This is a genomic window from Mesorhizobium ciceri WSM4083, assembly GCF_000519305.1.
Taxonomy (GTDB): domain Bacteria; phylum Pseudomonadota; class Alphaproteobacteria; order Rhizobiales; family Rhizobiaceae; genus Mesorhizobium; species Mesorhizobium ciceri_B.
In genome coordinates, this window is record NZ_JAFG01000003.1 from 422,179 (window position 1) to 442,092 (window position 19,914).

The window sequence follows — 19,914 nt, forward strand, 5'->3', positions numbered from 1 at the left end:
TCAGAACCTCATATGCAGCGCGAAATGCGCCGGGTTGAGCAGGCTGGTGACATACTCGATCGGCCGGTCGTCGGCCGCACGCGTCAGGCGGCGGCCGCGCAGGAACGGCGTGCCTTGCGGGCAGCCGAGGATGGCCGCATCCTCGGCATTGAGCATCTCGATCTCGACCCATTCCTCGCCATGGTCGGGAATGAGGCCGGCGGCGCGCAGCGTCTGGTGCAGCGAGCCCTCGCGCAGTCCGCGCAACGGTACGTCCTCAAGCTCGGAGGACAATGGCAGCCGGCTGCGCTCGATGGAGATCGCATGGCCGTCATTGGCGTTGGTGCGCACCCGGTCAACCGCAATGAAGAACGGGCTTTCGATACCAAGCAGCGCAGCCAGATCGGGGTCTTCGATGACCTCCAGCCGCAGCGTCCGCGTCTCGGCATTGGCGCCGGCATCGGCCAGCGCGCGCGACCAGCCGATGGAGTCATCGACCGGCTTGCCGTCGAAGGTGACGAACGAGCCGATACCGACCTTGGTCGTGATCAGCCCCCGGCTGGACAATTCCTCAAGGCCCTTGCGGACCGTATTGCGACTGACGGAGAAGCGCTGGACAAGTTCATTCTCGCTTTGCAGGCGGTCGCCGAAGCCGAGAACACCGGAGCGGATTTCATGTTCGAGGACGGTGGCGATCTGCTCGGGTTTGCCCGTACCGGGAGACAGTTGAACCGCGCGCCGCTTCATATGGGTACCTGTTCAATGAACCTGTATAGTCCTGTTCAATACAGAGGCCCGGATGCCTTGTCAACGGATGCTGAAGACTGACCAAAAGGCAGCGGAATGGGCGGAATAACCGTGCAGGGCGTGCCGAGAGGCAGGTCAATAGCCCCGAAAAGCCGGTCGGCCGTCGCCAAAAGAGGCACACATCAAGGGGATGGAGCCAGATCCTGATTCAATTTCACCGGGGCAGGCTACGGGATCGACACCTCACGCGGTTCGACGAGGATGTCCGCCTCGATCGCCGCGTTGATGAACGCCGCCCTTGCAGCCGAGACTTCTTTCTTTCCCTCGAGCACGGCCAGACAGACCTTGCGGGCAACCATATGCTTTTGCCCGGTCGCAACCGGCCAGCGGTTCAGCAGGATGTCGGCAGCCTGAGCGACCCGCTCCACGTTGAAGATCGAGTTTCGCGATCGGCCGAGCGCAATCCTGACCGGCTCATCGAAACGCTGATCCTGCACGATGCCACTCCCCAAAGTCGGCATTCATCGATTCGCGGCCTTCAACCCCGAGCAATGTGATAGGTTCCGCGCCAAAGGTGCAAGATGTCCGATTCCAGTGGCCAGAAAAATCCCAGGCTGATCGTCGTGGTCGCGTTCGATCGCGGTGAGGATGGCGAGCTGTTCCCAGCCTTTGGACCCGCCGACCAGCAGAGCGAAGACCGCGCCATACGCACCGCCAGGGCTCTGGCGGCAAAGCATGCCGGCGTCATCGCCTGGAGCCGCGAGGCCGATCCGACACTGGGCGAATATGGCCCGCCGAACACGCTCTTCGTCAGCGGCGACGTACCTGACATGGAATGATCGGTTGGCGCCGGGTCACATGATAATTTCTGCAAGATGACCAAGCAGCTCGGCGGCGCGAACTGACGCAGCACGATTTGAGCGCATGCCCGAATAGAACAGCCGGATGAAGGCGGGCCAGGCACCCGCCTTTTTTAGCGCGACGTGAGACATCACATCGCCGAGCCAGCGAATTCAAATCGCGACAACACCTGGACAAGGGTATAGTGTTGATGGCCGGAGAGGCAAAACGCCGCTCGTCTGGCTTGTGCCCATGTTTCAACCCATCGTGAATATCGAAGACGCGCAGACACTGGCGCAGGCGATCGTCAATACGATCACCGAGCCGTTTCTAGTCCTCGACGAGCAGTTTCGGGTGCTGGCGGCCAGCCGCTCCTTCTACAACACATTTGAAGTCGACCCGCAGCAGACCCAGGGCTCGCTGCTTTACGCGCTCGGCGACGGCCAGTGGGATATTCCGGCCCTTCGCCTGCTGCTGGAGACGATCATTCCCGAGAAGACCGCCATGGACGATTTCGAGGTCGAGCATGATTTCCCGCAGATCGGCCGCCGCACCATGCTGCTCAATGCCCGCAAGGTGCTTTACGACCACAGTTCGGCCATCACCATCCTTCTCGCCTTCAATGACATAACGGCCCGTCGTATCATCGAGCGGGAGAAGGAAGAACTGCTCGGTCGCACCGAAGACCTGCTTCGACAGAAAGACGTCCTGCTGCGCGAGATGGAGCATCGGGTTGCCAACAGCCTGCAGATCATTGCCTCGATCCTGTTGCTGAAGGCACGCTCGGTGACGTCGGAAGAGACGCGCCAGCATCTCAAGGACGCCCATCAGCGCGTTCTGTCCGTGGCCGAGGTGCAACGCCATCTCCACACCTCCGCCGGCGTCGACGAAATCGATGTCGGCTCTTACCTACCGAAATTGTGCAGCAGCCTCGCCTCGTCGATGGTCGGCGAAGCCCAGCCGATCGCGGTCACCGTAGTGGCCGAAGGCGGCAGGATGGATTCGCAAAGGGCCGTCAGTCTCGGCCTGATCGTCACCGAACTCGTGCTCAACGCCATCAAATATGCCTTCCCCAAGGAGAGAGCCGGCGCTCGCATCCAGGTGAGCTACGAGACCGCGGGCAGCGACTGGAAACTGACGGTTTCGGACAATGGCGTCGGCAAGATCGCCAACGACGTACCGGCTACCGGACTTGGAACAGCCATCGTGGAAGCATTGGTGAAACAGCTGGAGGCCAAGGTGGAAGTTATCAGCGACACTGACGGCACCAGCGTGTCGGTAACCCGGGCGACGTTCACCTCACGCGTGCCGCGAGCGGCGTAAAACCACTACCACGATTACCACGATGCCTGCCTTCCGGATATCGCTTCGATCCTGATCCGATAGAAGAGATGGCTGCCCGAAATTGTCGCGGCATCGCCTGGTTTCAGGGCGCCCGGCTCCCACCAGTTCGCGTGCGTTGCCAGAAGCGACCAAGCAAATTTGCGATCACTGTCGACGGGAGCAGTCATTCTTTCGACGCCGGCGATGCTGCCGTCCAGGTCCGGTCCTTTGGGCAACTCCTCGAAATGGCCGTCAACGACGACGCTCCTCCAGCCATTCATGCCACCAACGTCATCCACCTGAAGACAGACGTGGGGATTGGCTTGCATCCACTCGACCTTCTTGCCAGGAAGCGAAAAACCGAAGATGGAGTCGTCGCCGAAGGCGAAATGGATCGGCACCACGTAGGGCCTGTGCTCGCGCACGCAGGCCAGGCGGCCAAGGCGTTGCGTCTTCAACAGGGCTACGCAGTCCAGCCGCGTCATCTCCTTGACATTCATCCCGGTCCTTCTTTCTGTTCAGCCAGCGCGGCCGATGACCTTGATGGCCTCCGCTTCCGCAACCCAATCAGCGCATCGATTCCCTGGATGGCCTCAACATGACCGTGAGCCGCCACCATCCGCCGCAAGACGTGAAGATCATCGCGAATTCCACAGAGGATTGTCCGGAGCGTCAGGGGCATTGGCAGCCTTCCGCAACTCAACGGTGTCGACGCAAGCCGGTTCCGCTCGCCAGCAAGCAAAAGCCCGCTACGGTGAACCGGAGCGGGCCTTGGAGGAGGACAAGGGGTGGGACCCTCTCCTCTTGTTTCCACGGGGGGTGTGGACCGCAATGACCATACGAGAGTTTTGCAGAGTGCGGGATCACAAGCCGGCTAGCCTGCATCACAATCCGGTGCACGCCGACATTGGGGGCGCTCACGAGATTGCGATCAGTTGGCGATAACCCGGATAGATACGCCCGGGCACGAGATGAGCAGCAAGAGCCCAGGGCCGCCACCATAGGAGCCGGTGCCCACTGAGGCCGCCAAGCAGCGCAATGATAAGAATGATGATCAGCATGGTTCCAGGGCTCATGGCTTCCAACTCCCATAAGCGCTGTGGCACCGGGTTGAACATCGCTGCATGCGATGTTCAAAGACGAGCGTTCCAAAGGCCCCACCGTTCCGCGCGATTGTGGCGGGCATCGCGCGGAAGAAGCCTCGCCGGCAACAGAAACGGCCTGCCAGATGGTGACGAAACCACAGAACTTGGAACCTGAGAGCTCAACGCCGCAGAAAGCCCGCCAGGCCATGGCGGGCTTTCCGACCGGCCGGAGGCCAGGAGAGTGCGGTCGAGCCTCGCGGCTGGTTCGGCACTTCCGATCCCGGCACTCCTGGTGTCAGCGACGTGCAATAAGCAGGCAAAGCTGACGCAGGTCGCGGTCATAGACCCCGGAACTGCCGAGAACATCGACGCAGCGCTTCTTCATCCGCGCCGCCTGGCCGTCCGACATGTCGGCGACAACACCGGGCAGGCTCGGAGTGCCCGGTGTTCCGGGAGTACCCGGGTTGCCCGGTGTACCGGGATTGCCTGGATTGGTTCCTATGCCGACACCGACGCCAACGCCGATGCCGCTCGTCCCGCCGACATTGGCGCCAAGGCCGGCCGTAATGCCGCCAGACCCTCCGACGTTGGCGCCCGCCCCGGCATTGATGCCGTTGCTGCCGCCGACCGAAGCGCCGAGACCAGCACTGACGCCGCTCGAGCCGCCGACGTTGGCGCCGGCACCGGCCTTGACGCCGCCACTACCGCCAACGGAAGCGCCCACACCAGCATTGATGCCGCCGCTGCCGCCAATGGAGGCGCCGACACCAGCCTTGACGCCGCCGCTGCCACCCACCGAGGCACCAACACCAACGCCGATTCCTGCGGCACCCGCCGGCAGGGAAAGGGCCAAGATTACTGCACTACCCGCTAACACACTGGTGACTGTTTTGATAGTAAAAGTCATAACACTCTCCTGTTGTCGTTGCGCTAAAACAGCCGGCAAAAGGCCGATTGCAGAATCAACTACGCGAGGCAGGGAGTTTCAGTTTCATAATGCGACTACTGAACATAAACATTGGTATCTATTTAAAAAACTCAAAAATTATAACAATAATAAAAATTTATTCATATTTAAATACACAAAATTGCCATCATCGATATAATTATACATTGTAATAAAAAATCGACCTTGAAAACAAGTCCCATCATTTGCCCGACGGCCGGACGTTCTGCCCCGATCGTCTTGCAGCGATGCCGCGGACGGCGCCAGATACCGCATGAACCCCTGGAAGGACAACAAGGCCGCCACGAGCCGACCAGAGCCTGTCAACGGGCGGATGCGGGCAGCAAGGCTGCGGCATCAAGGCAATGACCTGCCTGGGAGAACCCGTGATAGCCGCCAATGTCTAGCGGTGCGACCCAGGCGATCTCCATCGCTTCTCGAGAACGCAAGGCATTTCGCCTTTGGTTTGACCGGCGAATATCGATCTACACTGGGGAGGAAGCGCGCAGATCACGCGAAAAGGCGACAGCGTGATTGCAAACGAACGATTCTGCGCCCCGGCCCGCTTGTCAGACGACGCCGTAGAACAGCCTGTAGCGGACGCGCTTCATATAGTCCCGGTACTCCGGCGTGGCGGCCAGCAGCGCCTCCTCGCGCAGGATGCGATGCACCTGGAAGAAGGTGATCACCGCGTAGACGGCGAGATTATGGAAGGAAAAGGCCGACAGTAGGAAGAGGACATGGCCAACAAGGTAGCCGGCATAGATCGGGTGCCGCACCAGGCGGTAGGCACCGCCGGTCATCACACCGCGATTGCCCGGTAGAATGGCGAACGAACGCCCCAGCGACATCTTTCCCCAGATCACGAACCACAACGCCAGGAACTGCAGCGGCGCCGCGAGATAGACCGGGATGATGGCCATGCCTGGTTCAAGGTCGATGAAGCCGACACCGAAGCTGGCGATCACGGAAACCACCACCGTGAGCGGATTCCAGTCGCGAACCTGCGGTCGCCGCGACAGAAGCAGCCAGGTAAAGGTCAGGATCTCGGAAATCGCCACCAGCGCCACATTGATGCGCGTCGGGTCGAGCATCAGGTGATACACGCCGCGGTAGACGAACATGCCCGCGAAGGCCAGCGCGCATATCCGAAAGAAACCTTCCCGCAAGTCCACCAGGATCTCGCGCTTTCGGGCTGCGGACAGAATCCTGCCGTCACTGACGTGCGAAAGCGCCTCGCTTTTTGATGTGAGCAATGCAGACACCCCAATGATCCCTCAGGGCGACCTTTGCACGCAACCATTGCCGGGCAGTTAAGCAACAAGATCAGATCGGCATTAAACGTACGAAACGTGTGAGAGCCTTGGCCACTGGGATGCACATCGGTTCCTCGATTGCAATTTATGCTTGCATTGTTAGAACAAATAAGGAACAATAGGTGATTACCCGCTGAGCGGATCAAGGTTTTCGGGGGAGGACCAGCGAGATGACGAGCAAAGGTGCGCGGCGGGTTGCCGCTGCGGTTGGGTCGTGCTTGCTGATGAGGGTTTTGCTCTCGGCCCGGCTGGCTGGGCTTGCTGGCATTCTCGCCCTGAACACCGCAGCGTTTGCGGATACGACAAAGCCCCAGACTGCCGTTTCGAATAGGGCGGCCACTGAAGACACGCTGGCAGCAAAGGCCTTGGAGTCTACTGACCCTAACGCCCTTGAAGCGATCCTGGGCGGTGACGCCTTCCTGGATATGGGCAAATACGACCAGGCGATCGGCGCCTATGCCCAGGCGATCGCGCTTGATCCGAACAACCGGTTTGCCTATTTCGGCCGAGGAAAGGCTTGGGCTGCCAAACGGGCTTACGAGCAGGCGATCGACGACTACGACAAGGTCATCGAACTAGCCCCTAATTTCGCTGCGGCCTATTTTCGCCGGGGCCTCGCCAAGATCACACTTGACGATATCGATGGTGCTCTCGCCGATTGCGACCGAGCAGCCACGCTCGATCCGAAGGCCCGCGACGCACACTTCTGCAAGGGCATTGTGTGGCAAGCGAAGGGCGACCCTGGCCGCGCGCTCGCCGCTTATTCCATGGCGATCAAGATCGATCCGAAGGACGATGCCAGCTATTACGGGCGCGGCATGGCGCGGGCCGGCAGCAGAGACTATGACGGCGCCATTGCCGATTTCGACGAGGCGATCAAGCTCGATCCGGGCAATGCGGATTATCTCGTCAGCCGCAAGGCGGCGGTAGCAGCAAGAGCCGAACTGCAACTCGGCGCCGAATCTGCGGTCCCGCAGGCCGACAATGATACTCAGCCCGATGCCAAGCTCTCGATCGCCGATATGGCGGAACTCATTCAGGCGACCGACCCGCGCATTCTGGCCGCGGTGCGACACGGCGACAGCCTGCTGGATGCCGGCAAGTATGACCAGGCAATCGGCGCGTATGGCAAGGCGATCGCGCTAGACCCGGACAGCCCCCTCGCCTACTTCGGCCGCGGCAAAGCTTGGGACGCCAAGCGCTTCTATGATCGGGCGACCACCGACTATGACCGGGTGATCAAGCTCCTCCCGAATATGGTCTCCGCCTATGTGCGCCGGGGTATGGCCAAGGCCACCTCCGAGGACGCCGAAGGTGCTCTTGCCGACTGCGGCCGAGCCGCTGCGCTCGATCCGAAAGTGGTGGATGCATATTTCTGTATGGGCATGGCCTGGCACGTCAAAGGCGATACCGAGCGAGCGATTACAGCCTATTCGGCGGCGATCGGGGTCGATGCGAAGGATGCCCCCAGCTATTACGCACGCGGCATAGAACGGGCCGACGGCAAGGATTATAGCGGCGCCATTGCCGACTTCGACCAGGCGATAAGGCTCTATCCGGGCAATCCGGACTACGCGGTCGCCCGCATGGCGGCCGCGGCCGCCTTGAAGAAGGGCGGCACCGCGCCAGATGCCGTCGGCTCGGATCCCATGGCCCTCAAGGCTTTCATGGATCGTGGCGACGCACTCTACAGCAAGCGGAAATACGATCTCGCCATTGCCGAATATAGCCGCGCGATCGCGCTCGATCCAAGGAAGGCTGCCGCCTATGTCGGGCGAGGACTGTCGCGCGTCGAAAAGGGTGATTATGATAGTGCCATCGACGACTACGGCAAGGTGATCGAGCTCTATCCGACCTATTTCGACGCCTATTTCGGCCGTGCCGTTGCCTGGGGCAAGAAGGATCAATTCGATCGCGCCATCGCCGACTACAATCGCGCGATCGAACTCGATGGCACCTACGCGCCCGTTTATTTCGGGCGTGGCAGCACCTGGTTCGCCAAGGGCGACTATCGAGCCATTGCCGACTACGATCAGGCGCTCGAGCTTGATCCAAAGCTGGCCATCGCCCGCAAAGGCCGCAAGGTGGCGGTAGCGGCGAAGGCGAAAGCGCCCGCCCCCGCACCAACTGGTCGGCTTCGAAACAAGGTTGCTGAAGAGGCCATCGAGTCGGGCACGATCTGGCGCTCTCAAAATCAGTTCGACCGTGCCATCGAACAATACAACATCGCGGTTGCCGCCGACCCATCCAACGCCCGCGCCTACAGTTTACGCGGCTTCACCTTCGCGCTGAAGGGCGATCCCGACCGGGCAATGGTGGACCACGACAAGGCACTGGAACTCGACCCCAATTTCATCGACAGCTATTTCTATCGTGCCTTGCTCTGGCGGCAGAGGGGCGACATCGACCGTGCCATCGCGGATCTGAGCACGATCATCTCGTTGCAGCCGAAGAATGCGGACGCCTACATCCTGCGCAGCCGCGCCTGGGCCGCCAAACATGATTGCGATCGCATCATTACCGATTCCACAAAGGCAATCGCCCTTCGGCCGACCGACGCGGAAGCTTGGTACAATCGTGGTTTCTGCTGGAACAAGAAGGGGAAATACGACCGCGCCATCGCCGATCTCGATGAAGTCCTGCGCCTCGATCCGAACTTTACCAATGCCCGCGAGGAGCGCGATGCTGCGGCAGCAGCCAGTTCAACTGCCGGTCCGGTCGCATCGAGCAACTCTGCTCCGGGAGCCGCCCAGGCGTTTTTCACCAAGGGTCGAGCGTTGCATGACAAGGGCGACTATGACGGCGCCATTGTACAGTTCGACAAAGCGGTTGCACTCGATCCCGCGTTCCATGACGCCTATTTCGCCCGCGCCTTGGCCTGGAATGCCAGACAGGACTACGATCGCTCCATCGCCGATTACAGCAAGGCGATCGCGCTCGATCCGAATTATGCCCCGACCTATTGCGGACGCGCTCAGAATTATACCTTGAAAGAAGACTACGAGCGGGCACTTGCCGACTACGACAGGGCCATCGACCTCGCCCCTGCCGAAGCCAAGGTCTACGCCGATCGCGGGCTCGTGCGGATGGGGAATCATGATGACGCCGACGCCTACAGCGATTTCGAAAAGGCGCTCAGCCTCGATCGCAACAACGTTTATGGTTACTACGGCAGAGGGGTGATCCGGACAACCAGGTCAGACTATGACGGGGCCGTTGCCGACCTCAGCAAGGCCATCAAGCTCGATCCCAATTTTGTCGGTCTCTACGAGGCACGGAGTCGGGCCTGGGACGCCAAGGGCAACCACAAACGGGCCGCGGCCGACCGTAAGAAGGCGCGCAGCCTCGGCGCGAAATGAGGGCGCGGCCTACTGACCCCTGGCCGACTACTTTGCAAGATCAATTGCGTCACAATAGTTACAGTGGGAGGGGGCACGAACAAATCGATCAGGAAGAATCTGATTTTCATATTGGTGGCGCACGCCTGCTTCCTTGCGGAGCCGGCCATGGTGCACACAGAGGACGCCCTAGGCTAGAAATTCGTTATTGAAATAACTCGCGAAATCAGGCCGTTGCGTCAGAACTTTGCCGTCGGCATCACGCAAAATGCCGGACGCGAAGAGATAGCCGCCGATCGCTTCCATCTTGGCCGGATCCATCGTGCCGATGGCGCCGCTTTGGCTGCGCAGATAGTGACCATTGATCAGCGCCTTCAGCGAGGCTTCGATCAGCGCCGGATTGGTCAGCGCATCCTTGTTGGCCGCGATCAGCAAAGCTGCCGCATCTTTGGGGTGATCGACCGCGAACTGGTAGCCGCGCCGCGTCGCCTGGACAAAGGCGGCCGCAGGCTTGGGGTTTGCCTGGAGATAGGCTTCGCTCGAAGAGATCAGTGTCGTGTGCTCGTCAGGCACGCCGTAATCGGCATAGACGAAGCTGCGTTGTTTGACGCCCTTGAGCTCGGCTTCGACACCCTCCCAGGTCGAGACTTCGAGCGTGAAATCGACCGAACCATTGGCCAGCGCCTCATAGGCTGAGGTGCCGAGCGTCACCGTCTCGAAATTGCCCTTGCCGCCATCATGGCGGATGATGGTCGATATCAGGGCGTTTTCCCAGGCGCTGCCGAATCCGCCATAGGTCAGGCCGTCGAGGTTTCTCGGGCTTACGATCTCGTTGCGTGCCGCATTGAAGACCACGCGGCCGGTTTCGGACTGCACCACCGCATAGACGCCCTTCAGGTCCGCTCCGGCGGTTCTCTGGGTGAACAGGCTGATGGTGCCATTGATGCCGAAATCGGCGACGCGATTTGCAACCAGTGTGCCCGCACCGGTATCGCTGTAAGGCAGGATGTCGACCTCGAGCCCGGCCTCGCGATAAAACCCTTGGTCGCGGGCGACGAACAGTCCGATGTGGTTGGTGTTGACCGTCCAGTCGAGGGCGACGGTGACCTTTTGTGCCGCCGATTGTGCTTTGGCTCGCCTTGCTCCGGCAACGAGCGGAAGGCCGGTGGCAAGGGTCAGCAACAAGGCCTGTCGGCGCGTCAAGTCAGTCATGGTCGTGTCCTTTGGATGGATTGGGGGTTGAGGATGATGTCGAGGATTTCGGCCTCGAGCGCGCTTGCCTGCCGCGCGGCATCGCCGCCAAGGCTGCGCGGGCGCGGCAACGGCACCTTGATTTCACGCACGATGCGGGCCGGGCGCGCCGACAGCACATAGATGCGGTCGGACAGGAACACGGCTTCGCGCACGTCATGGGTGATCAAGAGCGCCGTCCAGCGGTGATGCCGCCACATCTGTTCGAGCCAGCGCTGCATGGCGGTGCGGGTCAGTGCATCGAGCGCGCCGAACGGCTCGTCGAGCAAAAGCATGTCGCGCTGCTGCACCACCGTGCGCAGCAAGGCCGCGCGCTGGCGCATTCCGCCGGACAGCTGCGCGGGAAAATGCCGCTCGAAGCCGGCAAGCCCGAATTCGGCAAACAACGGCGCAACGCGCGCCCGCGCCGCCTGTCTCCTCATGCCTTGCACTTCGAGCCCGAGCGTCGTGTTGTCGAGAATGCGCCGCCACGGCATCAGCGCGTCACGCTGCGGCATGAAGGCGAAATGCCTGCCGTGGTCGTCGAGCGGCGCGCCGTCGAACGACATCTCGCCCTCGCCATGCTCGGCGCCGGTCAGAAGCTGGAAGAGCGTCGACTTGCCGGCGCCCGAGGGCCCAAGGATCGAGACGAACTCACCGGCGCCAACGCTGAGCGAAATATCGGCCAGCACGTCGAGCCCACCGAACGCCTTGCGCACATGTCGCAGCTCGAGCCGGCTCATCGCCGCGGCCCCGTCCCCCCGGTTTTCTTGCCGGCCCGCTCCCAGGGCATGGCAAGGCGTTGCACCAGTACAGTCAACCCAAACAGAATAAGAGTCAGCGCCGCGCTGACACCGACGGCGGCCAGCACCAGATCGGGGCGGAAATTGTTCTTGGCGTTGAGCATGTAAATGCCCAGCCCCTTCGCGGCGCCGGCATATTCGGCGAAGATGGCGCCGACCACGGCATAGGTGATGGAGATCCTCAATCCAGCAAAGAAGTAAGGCAGCGCCGAAGGCAGCCGCGCCAGCAGGAAGATGCGCCAGCGCCCTGCCCCCATGGCGCGCAGCATTTGCCCGATCTCGGCCTCGGTCGACTCATAACCCTCGACCAATGCAACCAGCATCGGAAAGAAGGTAACCAGCGCCACCAGCATGATCTTGGGCGCCAGCCCGAAGCCGAACCACAGCACCACCAGCGGCGCGATCGCCACCAGCGGCAAGGTCTGGCTGATGATGAAGACGGGAAACAGCGCACGCCGCAGCGGCTGGAAGAAGTCGACCAGCATCGACAGAGCAAAGGCGGCACTGAGCGAACAGGCAAAGCCAAGCAGCGTGGCGCGGATGGTCGGAACGGCGTTGTCGGCCAGCGCCTCGCGATTGAGCGTCGCTTGCTCGAAGACGCGCGACGGCGCCGGCAGGATCGTCGGCCTGATGCCGGAATAGGTGGCATAAAGCTCCCACGCCAGCAGGAGCAGCCCGACCGAGATCATGGCCGGTCCTGCCTTGACAAGAAAGCTCGCGATCGGGCGCGAAGCGACTGATGATGAGACCACGGGAGATAACCTTTGACGGCCGCGAGAGCGGCAGCGGCTTCAGACAGCCGACGGGCTGTTAGCCGAGATCGTGACGTCGAGGGTTACGTGGCCGGCGCCTGGTCCGAAGCGGCAGAAAGCCTCGTCCAGCGCCGAAAAGATCGCACCGGCATCACCGCGCAGTTTCGTGCAGAAATGCTTCGAGCGCTCATAGACGCCGGACTGCTTGAGAAAATCTATGCAGCCGTAGATCTCGTCCATGTGGTCGTCGGTGCCCATCACATAGAGCGAGAACTGCGCCGCCGCCGGCTGGCCGGTTGCCGCGGCATTGCGCACCGCCGCGATGGCCGCATCCTTGCGCGGGCCGAGTGGCCCGACGGGCCCGCCAAGTGCATCGGAGCGGCAGATCGGATCGTCCGGCTCGCCAGGGCAGCCGCGCGAGATGGTGGCCGACAACACGCAATGTTTGCCGCTGCGTGCCGCCGCCACGAAGAGGTCGCGCATGGCAGGAAACAGCACTTCGGGCGGCCCGACCAGCAAGGTCGAGATGTCGTCGGTCTCGATCCTGAGCTTGTCGCGCCAGGGATCGAGCGCGCCGAGCGCGCCAAGGATGACACCGACGAAATCGTCGGTCATGGGATATAGGGAAATCTGTGCGCCTGAAAACATCGCCCGCCTCGCTCCGCTGGTATTACCCAGATCAGCTTCTAGGGTCTGTGGGCTTGCCGCCCCCGTCTCAGCCCCGACCGTACGGAGCACCCCTGTGGATGTGCGCCTTAAAGCATCATTCGAGTTGAAGGGAAAGCCGTTTTTTCAGCACACTGCGCCAAAAGGATTGCGCCAGTCGTGGTGCGCCTGAGCGGAATTTTGTCGGGAACCTTCACTGCCGCGACCGGTTGTCCCCATAGTCGCGATGCGATCACCTTCGTAAGAATGAGCGACGAGTTCACAGAAATGGAGACAAACCATGTTCATGAAAATCCTCGCAGCTTCGGCTCTCACCATTGGCCTGGCGACATCAGCCATGGCGCAAAGTGCTGGCGATAACGGCGCCAATGGCGGTGGTAGCGGCCAGTCGGTGACGGTCGACCCAAAAACCCCTGCTTCGCCGAACCCGATCGACCCGGGCACTGTCGACCCCGGCACGACCAACAGCACGACCGGCACGGCAGGAGACATGAATTCAAACGCGGATCAGAATTGCCCGGCAGGTCCGCAGGGTGCGCAGGCAGATGCCAACGGCACCTCCCCAGGCACCACCTCGCCGACAGTCAACGACAACAACTGCGGCAAGTAATCTGCACTCAATCGAACCAAAAGCCGCGGAGCACTACCTCCGCGGCTTTGTTCCACCACCACCCGGGGATCGGGGTTTTTGGCACAACCCTGAACTCTACGAAACAGCCTTCTCACGAACCGGCAGCTTCCAGCCTGGCCTGACGAAGTGGCAGGTGTAGCCGTTGGGGTATTTCTCCAGATAGTCCTGATGCTCAGGCTCGGCTTCCCAGAAGGGATCGGCCGGCGCGACTTCGGTGACGACCTTGCCCGGCCACAGACCCGAGGCATCGACATCTGATATGGTGTCCTCGGCGACGCGCTTCTGTTCATCGCTGGTGTAATAGATCGCCGAGCGATAGCTCATCCCGACATCGTTGCCTTGGCGGTTGCGGGTCGTCGGATCATGTATCTGGAAAAAGCGCTCCAGCAGCGTGCGATAGCTTATGATAGCCGGATCGAAATTGATCTCGATGGCTTCGGCATGGGTGCCGTGGTTGCGGTAGGTGGCGTTGGGCACGTCGCCGCCGCTGTAGCCGACGCGGGTGGAGATGACGCCGGGATAGCGCCGTATCAAATCCTGCATGCCCCAGAAACAGCCGCCGGCAAGGACTGCACGTTCGGTCGAAGTCGCCATGTCACGTCTCCTCAAAAGCAATTCCAGGAAAAGTGTGTAGCGGTTTTCCGCCTGGAATTGCGTGAAAGCAAGTGGTCTCGCCATAAATGGGCATTGTCACCTGCTTCGTCCAGCGGACGCGGTGGATCTACCTCAATTGCTTGTTTGGGCGAGGCTGTCGACCAAACCCGGCTGCTTCACGCCGGGCGGAATGGCGGCAAAGCTGATCGCCACCGGTGGTGCCCTGAGCGACCAGTCGAAAAGTACGGTCTTGACCGGGATGTTGCCCAGCCACGTCAGCAGCCGAGGCGGCACGCCGCTCCCGGGCCAGACTAGGAGCATGCCGTGATCGCGCAGCCGTTGGCTGGTGATCCAGGGGGCGAGCCGCATGTCGAGGTCGGTGAAGATCGACGGCTTGTCATAGGCGTTGAGGCCCGCCAGCAACGCGATGCGGGTATCGCCGCCGACGATGTCGAGCCGACCGGGCACAGCCGCGTGCCAGACGGCCTCGGCTTCGTCCGAGATCTGCCGCGCCGGCCAGCAGACGGCATCCATGCGCCCGCGCAAATTGCAGCTCGTCCAGCGGATGCCCGCATAGGCACCGGACATGCCGATGATGCAGGCAAACGCGCAGATCGCCAGCCGTCGCATCTCGCCGGNGNCGAGCCGATGACCCAGCAAGGCGAGCGCCACAACGCCCACCAGATTGTACATCGGCGCGCCCCAGGCCTCGCCTGCGCCGGTAAACAGCGAGGCCACCATGACAAGCACCGCCGGACCAAGCCCCATCCACACGAGATAGGCCAGCGTGCCGCGCTCGACGGGCTGTTGCGGCGCGGGCGAACGCCGCAACAGCCCCGATATCGCCAACACCAGCAATAAGCCGCAGAGCCCCGCCATCTGGACGCCGATATAGTAAAGGCGAGCGCGGTGGACCAACACCCATTCATCGCGCCCGGCGACATAGGTCAGCGGCAGGAAATCGATGCGGTAGAGCTGGACGGCCAGCGGCGCGGCGACGGCGAGGAAAACCGCGAGCCCAAGCCAGGGCCAGGGCGTGGCGAGCCGATTGCGTGCCCGTGCGTCCGACAGCAGCCAGACCGCCCCGAAGAGCAACAGCAGCCCGGTGGAAAACTTCGCGTAGAGCCCGACGCCCGACACCAGTCCGAGCGCCAGCCAGCAGCCCGGCCCACCGCCACGGCCCGCACGCCACAGCAGCCAGCAGATTGCGGCCCAGAAGGGCATCTGCGCATAGTCATGATTGAATTGCGGTGTCGGCCAGCCGAAGAAATACAATGACGGCATCAAAAGCACGGCGGCCAGCGCGCGGGTTCTCCCGAGCATGTCGCGGCCCAGCAGGTAGACGAAGACGAAGGTCGCCGAGACGACAAGCTGGGCGAGCAGATATTCCGGCCAGCGGAACGATCCGGTCAGAAGATGGCTGATCTCGAGCAGCCAGCCGGGAAGCTGCGGATGCTTGTAGGTCAAAAGCACCCATTCGCGGCCCCACATGAAACTCTCGACGACATCTCCGGGCGGGGCGGCATCGACAAGCGCCGGCACCACGGTCCAGCACAGGATCTGGGTCAGGCATAAAAGCGCCAAGCCGGCTTCTGGATAGCGCGTCAGCCCTGGCCAGATCGACGACTGCCGCCAGTCGCCTGGAACAGAACTGCCGACAGGCAGCCAACCGTTGATGGGCTCGTCGATTCGCGTCATGCGGTGGATAAATCACACCGGACGGTTTTACGAACAGCCCAGAACTCGAAGCTTACGAAAATGTATACTTGGGCGACCATGGCAAAACCAAGATTGAGGCAGAGTTTCGCGCCACCATGCCGCCGCTCCCATCATCACATGCCAGCAAGACAACAATGGAACACGCCATCCCACAGCACCCTGAACATGCCGGGCATGGCGCATTGGGCGTGATCGCGGCAGGCGTCGCCTAAGCCTGACCGGCTCCCGTCCTCAGAAAAGCATCCAGGATTTGAAAAATGCGCCACCACCATGCCGTCATTCACTACCGTGCGCTCGATTTCTGGATGGCCCGTGCGGCCGTTCTCGTCATCATCTGCCTGCAGCTTCTGGTCATCAACAATCTCTCATTCGGGCCGCGCTGGCTGGCGCCCGCGCTGGAAGCCGCCCTGCTGCTGCCCTTGTCGGTGGCCACCGCCTGGACACAGGCCGCCACCCGGAAGGCGGTCGAGGACCACGAGTGGCATACGATCGGCCAGTTTCGGGTCATGATCCGCAGAACAGCCCTGACCATGACCGCCATCATCAGCATCATGAATTGCGGTTCGCTGGTCCTGCTGGTGCATGCCTTGCTGGAGGGCCATGCCGGCAACAGCGGCACGACCCTGCTGATCGACGCACTCAACATCTGGGTCACCAACGTCATCGTCTTTGCCTTGTGGTTCTGGAGCACCGATCGCGGCGGGCCACCGACCTGCGGTCTGGTCAAGCTCGCGCAGGCCGATTTCCTGTTTGCACAGATGACGTTGAACGACCGTGAACTCCGAGATTGGCTGCCCGGCTTCGTCGATTATTTCTTCCTCGCCTTCACCAATGCGACAGCGTTTTCGCCCACCGATACCTTGCCACTTTCCCAGCGCGCCAAGCTGCTGATGATGGCCGAGGCCATGATCTCGCTGCTGACCATCGCGCTGGTCGCGGCACGCGCGGTCAACATCCTCGCTTGATCGGCCCGACACGCAAAAATAGCCCGCCCGGCGCACCGGAACGGGCTATTTTGGGTTGTCTTCGATGGTTCGATGCAGCGCCGAACTTAGTGGCGCTTGCCCAGCCTGTAGCTGTTGCCGCCCAGCAGGTTGACGCCGAGCCCGCTCAGGACGCCACCGACGATATTGGTCTTGTTGCCGTTCAGAATGCCTGAGACGACATTGCCGCTCAGGATGTTGTTGCCGCTGAGCACGTCGTTCAGTGCGGTGATCTTGCCAAGGTCGATGGACGGCGAAACATTGATCAGGCTGCCCGAATTGCCTCCCAAGCCGCCCGAACCTCCGCACCCACAACCCGCCTCGGCGGCTCCAACGGACGATGCAACTGCAACAGCGGCGAAAATGACAGTGAACTTGTTCATGAAAGCTACTCCCGTTTGATGATGGAGATGGCTTCCGTCTTCTGTGGTCTATGTATTTTCGGTACTTCAATCAAAAATTAACAATAATCATTATGCATAACCGATATGATTAACATGCTTGTGACAACGGGCGATGACGAGACCGGTCAGCTCGAATGCCGCTCAGCAATGGCCGATCGGAAATACAAAAAAGCCCGCCCCGGCGTGGGCCGAAGCGGGCAGCGGTCGGTCCTGGAAATGAAAGCCACGCCGCGCCAGGTCGCCCGCCTCGGTAATTCCGTCAGGCAGTGGCCAACAGACGACGCGGTGCCAACAGCTACTCCTCCACCCCCGGCTTGAATCTCCGCACCACAAACTCGAACAGCACGTCCGAAATCCACATGGCGCAGACGCCGATCAGGAAGGCGGCCGCCAGCGTGGTGGTGTCGTCGGCTGGGTCGGGCATCGGCAGGCCGGCGATCCTGGCGTAGGAAACAGCCGGCAGCGTCAGATAGGCCGCGGCAAGCGCGCCGCAGATTGGCGAGGCCACCATTTCGCGCAGCTTGTAGCGATGCCGCGACAGCGCGCGCAGAACGCCGCCGGCGAGACCCGCCGCCACGACCGGTCCCTTGATGCCGAGCAGGTCGAAAAGATCGTTCATCATGGCCTCCAGCCGCAAAGTTTCTGGCCCTTTTCGTTGTGAGCCAGGATCGCCGCCACCGACGCGTCGGAAAGGGCCACCGCCTCTGCCCTTGTCGGCCGGATGGGATGCCCGGCCGCGCAGAACGACCCGCCTGATGTGGTGCAGCTGGCCAGCAGGAGCGAGAGCGCTATGATTTTGACCATCTGGCCAGCCTCCCTCTGTTGTCGTCCGGCGCCCGGCCGGCGACGGCATCGTCGATCTTTTGGGCTTCGGTGCGCGCCGCGGCGTCGGCGGCATCCTGCCTGGCCTTCTGGCTGGCCTTGCCCTTGGCATAAGCTGTCCAGACACCGGCAAGCGCGGCGCCCATTGCCAGAAGATACGGCCAAGCCTGGCCAAGCAGCGCGAGGGTGATTGTTCCCATCTCATGTCTCCTTGGCCGGCGGCGCGACCATGCCGCGCGGCCCGTCACGCACCGCGTTGATGATGATCTTGGCAAGGGCAATGGCGCCGCTGATCTGAAGCGCGGTGCGGTCGCTCACGCCGAGCAGCGTCCAGTCGAAGCCGGCGAGCGCGCCGCCGCAGATGATGGCGATCAGCGTGTTGAGAAGATTGTGCAGCGCATTGGTGTTGAACCATCTCATCGAAACAGGCTCCCCAAAAAATCGACGACCTGATGCCGGAAAGCCGCGAGCGCTCCGGCCAGGAGAACGAGGATGCCGGCCGCGGCAGCCGCCTTGCCGCCAGGCGCCGGCGGCACGGGCTGGATCGACGACGCCCCATTGGGCAATGTTTCGACCCTGGGCGGCGGCGCCGCGGTCACCGGTGCCGCCGGGCGCTGCGCCGACATCAGCAGGGCCTGAACCCGCACCGACCTGACCCGATCCGACCAGCCGCGCCCGAATGTCGCCCATGTCGGCAACCGCTTGAGGAACGCCAGCCGCGCATCGCAAAGCGCATCGATGGTCACACCGGCCGGCTTTGCCTTGGCCGCCGCGACGGTGACCGGTCCGATCCGCCCGTCCTGCGCAACGCCGACGGCCGCCTGCAAATATTTGGCTGCCCGGCCAGGCCCGCTGTTGACGGCGAAATCGAACACCGCATGGTCGACGCCATCGGGCAATTCGGCGCCGAGCACAGCGTCCCAGTAGAAGCGGCGAAAAAGCCGAAACTCCTCGAACCAATCGGCCAGCGTGGAAAACACCTTGAAGCGGCCGGATTGCATGCGGTCGAGCATCTCCATCAGCCCGGCCTCGACCGAGACCGAACCGTCCGGGAATTGCGCGTGGCGGGTCAGCATGTTCAGCCCGTGCGCTGAATATTGCCGGGCAAGCGCCACGCCCGCCCCTTCCAGCGTCTCGCGGCGGCCGTCGCGCGGCCAGGCGAAGGGCAGCCATTCGCCCCAGGGTTTGAGCGTCAGCGTCTGCATCGCCGGCGTCTGCTGCGAGGCCCGCGCAGCCTTGGTGACATAGACGACATCAGCCTCCGTATCCCAGGCAAGCTCGACCGCGGCCGAAGGATGGTCCCAGCCGAAATCGAGCGCGCCGAGCCTTGGCCAGTAGCGCGGCAGCCGGAACGGCTCGCAGGCGATCAGCGCCTCGGCCACCGGGAAGATGCGGCCCGAACCCAGCACCGGAATGCCGCGGGCGCGGGCCTCGCGCTCATGCGCCGGATAGGCGGCAACGATCGCCGCGCGCTCCTGCGGCGTGTAGTGCGCGGCATCGTCGATGGTCATGAAGGTGACGTGTCGGGACATTCTTTTGCCGCCTGACATTGTTCGAAGAGAATCTTGGCACCAGGAACCACCGCGAGGCCATTGGAAAGCCTAGGTTCCTCGCCCCCGTGAAACGGGGGAGAGGTGTCGCGGCGAAGCCGTGACGGAGAGGGGGATGGCGCGGACATAACCAGGTGAAGCGCATCCAATCTTGTTGAGCCAGCGCCCTACGAAGCCCCCTCTCCG

The 19,914-nt window shown here is 62.1% G+C and carries 23 protein-coding genes, 1 pseudogene and 1 riboswitch; of the genes and pseudogenes, 5 read left to right on the forward strand and 19 right to left on the reverse strand.

Annotated features, from left to right (window positions below):
• On the reverse strand, positions 1-726 hold the full coding sequence (locus MESCI2_RS0101980) for a GntR family transcriptional regulator (protein ID WP_027035090.1): 726 nt from the start codon (positions 724-726) through the stop codon (positions 1-3).
• A gap of 227 nt (positions 727-953) precedes the next feature.
• Positions 954-1,223, reverse strand: coding sequence for a DUF982 domain-containing protein (locus MESCI2_RS0101985; protein ID WP_027035091.1), 270 nt, complete (start codon positions 1,221-1,223; stop codon positions 954-956).
• 84 nt (positions 1,224-1,307) lie between these two features.
• Between MESCI2_RS0101985 and MESCI2_RS0101990 the strand changes: the two genes are divergently transcribed.
• A complete protein-coding gene (locus MESCI2_RS0101990; RefSeq protein WP_023814060.1) occupies positions 1,308-1,565 on the forward strand; it encodes a hypothetical protein in 258 nt (85 codons plus the stop codon).
• Between the two features lie 253 nt (positions 1,566-1,818).
• Positions 1,819-2,889 carry a sensor histidine kinase gene (locus MESCI2_RS0102000; protein ID WP_027035092.1) on the forward strand — a complete coding sequence of 357 codons (1,071 nt, stop codon included), beginning with the start codon at positions 1,819-1,821 and terminating at the stop codon, positions 2,887-2,889.
• Positions 2,890-2,903: 14 nt separating this feature from the next.
• On the opposite strand, the gene MESCI2_RS0102005 is transcribed toward MESCI2_RS0102000, so the two are convergent.
• From MESCI2_RS0102005 to MESCI2_RS0102020, 4 genes are all read right to left on the reverse strand, one after another.
• Positions 2,904-3,374: a pyridoxamine 5'-phosphate oxidase family protein gene (locus MESCI2_RS0102005; protein ID WP_346557993.1), complete on the reverse strand. Its 471-nt coding sequence runs from the start codon at positions 3,372-3,374 to the stop codon at positions 2,904-2,906.
• A 432-nt stretch (positions 3,375-3,806) separates the two neighbouring features.
• Positions 3,807-3,965: a hypothetical protein gene (locus MESCI2_RS1000000137790; RefSeq protein WP_155936561.1), complete on the reverse strand. Its 159-nt coding sequence runs from the start codon at positions 3,963-3,965 to the stop codon at positions 3,807-3,809.
• A gap of 304 nt (positions 3,966-4,269) precedes the next feature.
• Complete coding sequence (locus MESCI2_RS0102015) at positions 4,270-4,881, reverse strand: hypothetical protein (protein WP_081738563.1); 612 nt, start codon at positions 4,879-4,881, stop codon at positions 4,270-4,272.
• Positions 4,882-5,489: 608 nt separating this feature from the next.
• Positions 5,490-6,185: a methyltransferase family protein gene (locus tag MESCI2_RS0102020; RefSeq protein WP_027035096.1), complete on the reverse strand. Its 696-nt coding sequence runs from the start codon at positions 6,183-6,185 to the stop codon at positions 5,490-5,492.
• Positions 6,186-6,601: 416 nt separating this feature from the next.
• Between MESCI2_RS0102020 and MESCI2_RS01000000134065 the strand changes: the two genes are divergently transcribed.
• Entirely contained in the window at positions 6,602-9,595 is a 2,994-nt protein-coding gene (locus MESCI2_RS01000000134065; RefSeq protein ID WP_245270188.1) for a tetratricopeptide repeat protein, read from the forward strand.
• A 168-nt stretch (positions 9,596-9,763) separates the two neighbouring features.
• Here MESCI2_RS01000000134065 and MESCI2_RS0102035 read toward each other — a convergent pair whose 3' ends face one another.
• From MESCI2_RS0102035 to MESCI2_RS0102050, 4 genes are all read right to left on the reverse strand, one after another.
• Positions 9,764-10,786: an ABC transporter substrate-binding protein gene (locus MESCI2_RS0102035; protein WP_027035097.1), complete on the reverse strand. Its 1,023-nt coding sequence runs from the start codon at positions 10,784-10,786 to the stop codon at positions 9,764-9,766.
• Entirely contained in the window at positions 10,783-11,547 is a 765-nt protein-coding gene (locus tag MESCI2_RS0102040; RefSeq protein ID WP_027035098.1) for an ABC transporter ATP-binding protein, read from the reverse strand. The genes MESCI2_RS0102035 and MESCI2_RS0102040 overlap by 4 nt, the downstream gene beginning before the upstream one ends.
• Positions 11,544-12,296: an ABC transporter permease gene (locus tag MESCI2_RS0102045; protein ID WP_081738565.1), complete on the reverse strand. Its 753-nt coding sequence runs from the start codon at positions 12,294-12,296 to the stop codon at positions 11,544-11,546. Before MESCI2_RS0102045 ends, MESCI2_RS0102040 begins: the two co-directional genes overlap by 4 nt.
• A gap of 102 nt (positions 12,297-12,398) precedes the next feature.
• On the reverse strand, positions 12,399-13,007 hold the full coding sequence (locus MESCI2_RS0102050) for a YkoF family thiamine/hydroxymethylpyrimidine-binding protein (RefSeq protein ID WP_027035100.1): 609 nt from the start codon (positions 13,005-13,007) through the stop codon (positions 12,399-12,401).
• A riboswitch (TPP riboswitch) is annotated at positions 12,998-13,111 on the reverse strand. It overlaps the preceding gene by 10 nt.
• A 194-nt stretch (positions 13,112-13,305) precedes the next feature.
• Here MESCI2_RS0102050 and MESCI2_RS0102055 point away from each other — a divergent pair.
• Entirely contained in the window at positions 13,306-13,635 is a 330-nt protein-coding gene (locus MESCI2_RS0102055) for a hypothetical protein (RefSeq protein WP_027035101.1), read from the forward strand.
• Positions 13,636-13,731: 96 nt separating this feature from the next.
• Here MESCI2_RS0102055 and msrA read toward each other — a convergent pair whose 3' ends face one another.
• Positions 13,732-14,250 (reverse strand): peptide-methionine (S)-S-oxide reductase MsrA, encoded by a 519-nt coding sequence (gene msrA, locus MESCI2_RS0102060; RefSeq protein ID WP_027035102.1) that lies wholly within the window; start codon positions 14,248-14,250, stop codon positions 13,732-13,734.
• Between the two features lie 132 nt (positions 14,251-14,382).
• Positions 14,383-15,948: a glycosyltransferase family 39 protein gene (locus MESCI2_RS0102065; RefSeq protein WP_032900287.1), complete on the reverse strand. Its 1,566-nt coding sequence runs from the start codon at positions 15,946-15,948 to the stop codon at positions 14,383-14,385.
• Positions 15,949-16,226: 278 nt separating this feature from the next.
• On the opposite strand from MESCI2_RS0102065, the gene MESCI2_RS0102070 reads away from it, so the two are divergent.
• The gene (locus MESCI2_RS0102070) at positions 16,227-16,934 is read left to right on the forward strand and encodes a hypothetical protein (protein WP_027035104.1); all 708 of its coding nucleotides are present in this window, start codon (positions 16,227-16,229) and stop codon (positions 16,932-16,934) included.
• An 86-nt stretch (positions 16,935-17,020) separates the two neighbouring features.
• Here the strand turns inward: MESCI2_RS0102070 and MESCI2_RS1000000136060 are convergent, their stop codons facing one another.
• From MESCI2_RS1000000136060 to MESCI2_RS1000000139255, 7 genes and pseudogenes are all read right to left on the reverse strand, one after another.
• A complete protein-coding gene (locus MESCI2_RS1000000136060; protein ID WP_081738566.1) occupies positions 17,021-17,335 on the reverse strand; it encodes a hypothetical protein in 315 nt (104 codons plus the stop codon).
• Positions 17,336-17,651: 316 nt separating this feature from the next.
• Positions 17,652-17,975 carry a hypothetical protein gene (locus tag MESCI2_RS0102080; protein ID WP_013530789.1) on the reverse strand — a complete coding sequence of 108 codons (324 nt, stop codon included), beginning with the start codon at positions 17,973-17,975 and terminating at the stop codon, positions 17,652-17,654.
• Positions 17,975-18,160, reverse strand: a complete 186-nt coding sequence (locus tag MESCI2_RS1000000136425) for a hypothetical protein (protein WP_032900360.1) — start codon at positions 18,158-18,160, stop codon at positions 17,975-17,977. Before MESCI2_RS1000000136425 ends, MESCI2_RS0102080 begins: the two co-directional genes overlap by 1 nt.
• Positions 18,145-18,378: a hypothetical protein gene (locus MESCI2_RS1000000136065; RefSeq protein WP_027035105.1), complete on the reverse strand. Its 234-nt coding sequence runs from the start codon at positions 18,376-18,378 to the stop codon at positions 18,145-18,147. Before MESCI2_RS1000000136065 ends, MESCI2_RS1000000136425 begins: the two co-directional genes overlap by 16 nt.
• Before the next feature lies 1 nt (position 18,379).
• The gene (locus tag MESCI2_RS0102090) at positions 18,380-18,598 is read right to left on the reverse strand and encodes a hypothetical protein (protein ID WP_027035106.1); all 219 of its coding nucleotides are present in this window, start codon (positions 18,596-18,598) and stop codon (positions 18,380-18,382) included.
• Positions 18,595-19,092, reverse strand: coding sequence for a hypothetical protein (locus MESCI2_RS1000000139250; RefSeq protein WP_430981654.1), 498 nt, complete (start codon positions 19,090-19,092; stop codon positions 18,595-18,597). The genes MESCI2_RS0102090 and MESCI2_RS1000000139250 overlap by 4 nt, the downstream gene beginning before the upstream one ends.
• A 15-nt stretch (positions 19,093-19,107) precedes the next feature.
• Positions 19,108-19,698 (reverse strand): annotated as a pseudogene (locus MESCI2_RS1000000139255) (terminase large subunit domain-containing protein); the annotation flags it as partial.
• Positions 19,699-19,914: the final 216 nt, after the last annotated feature.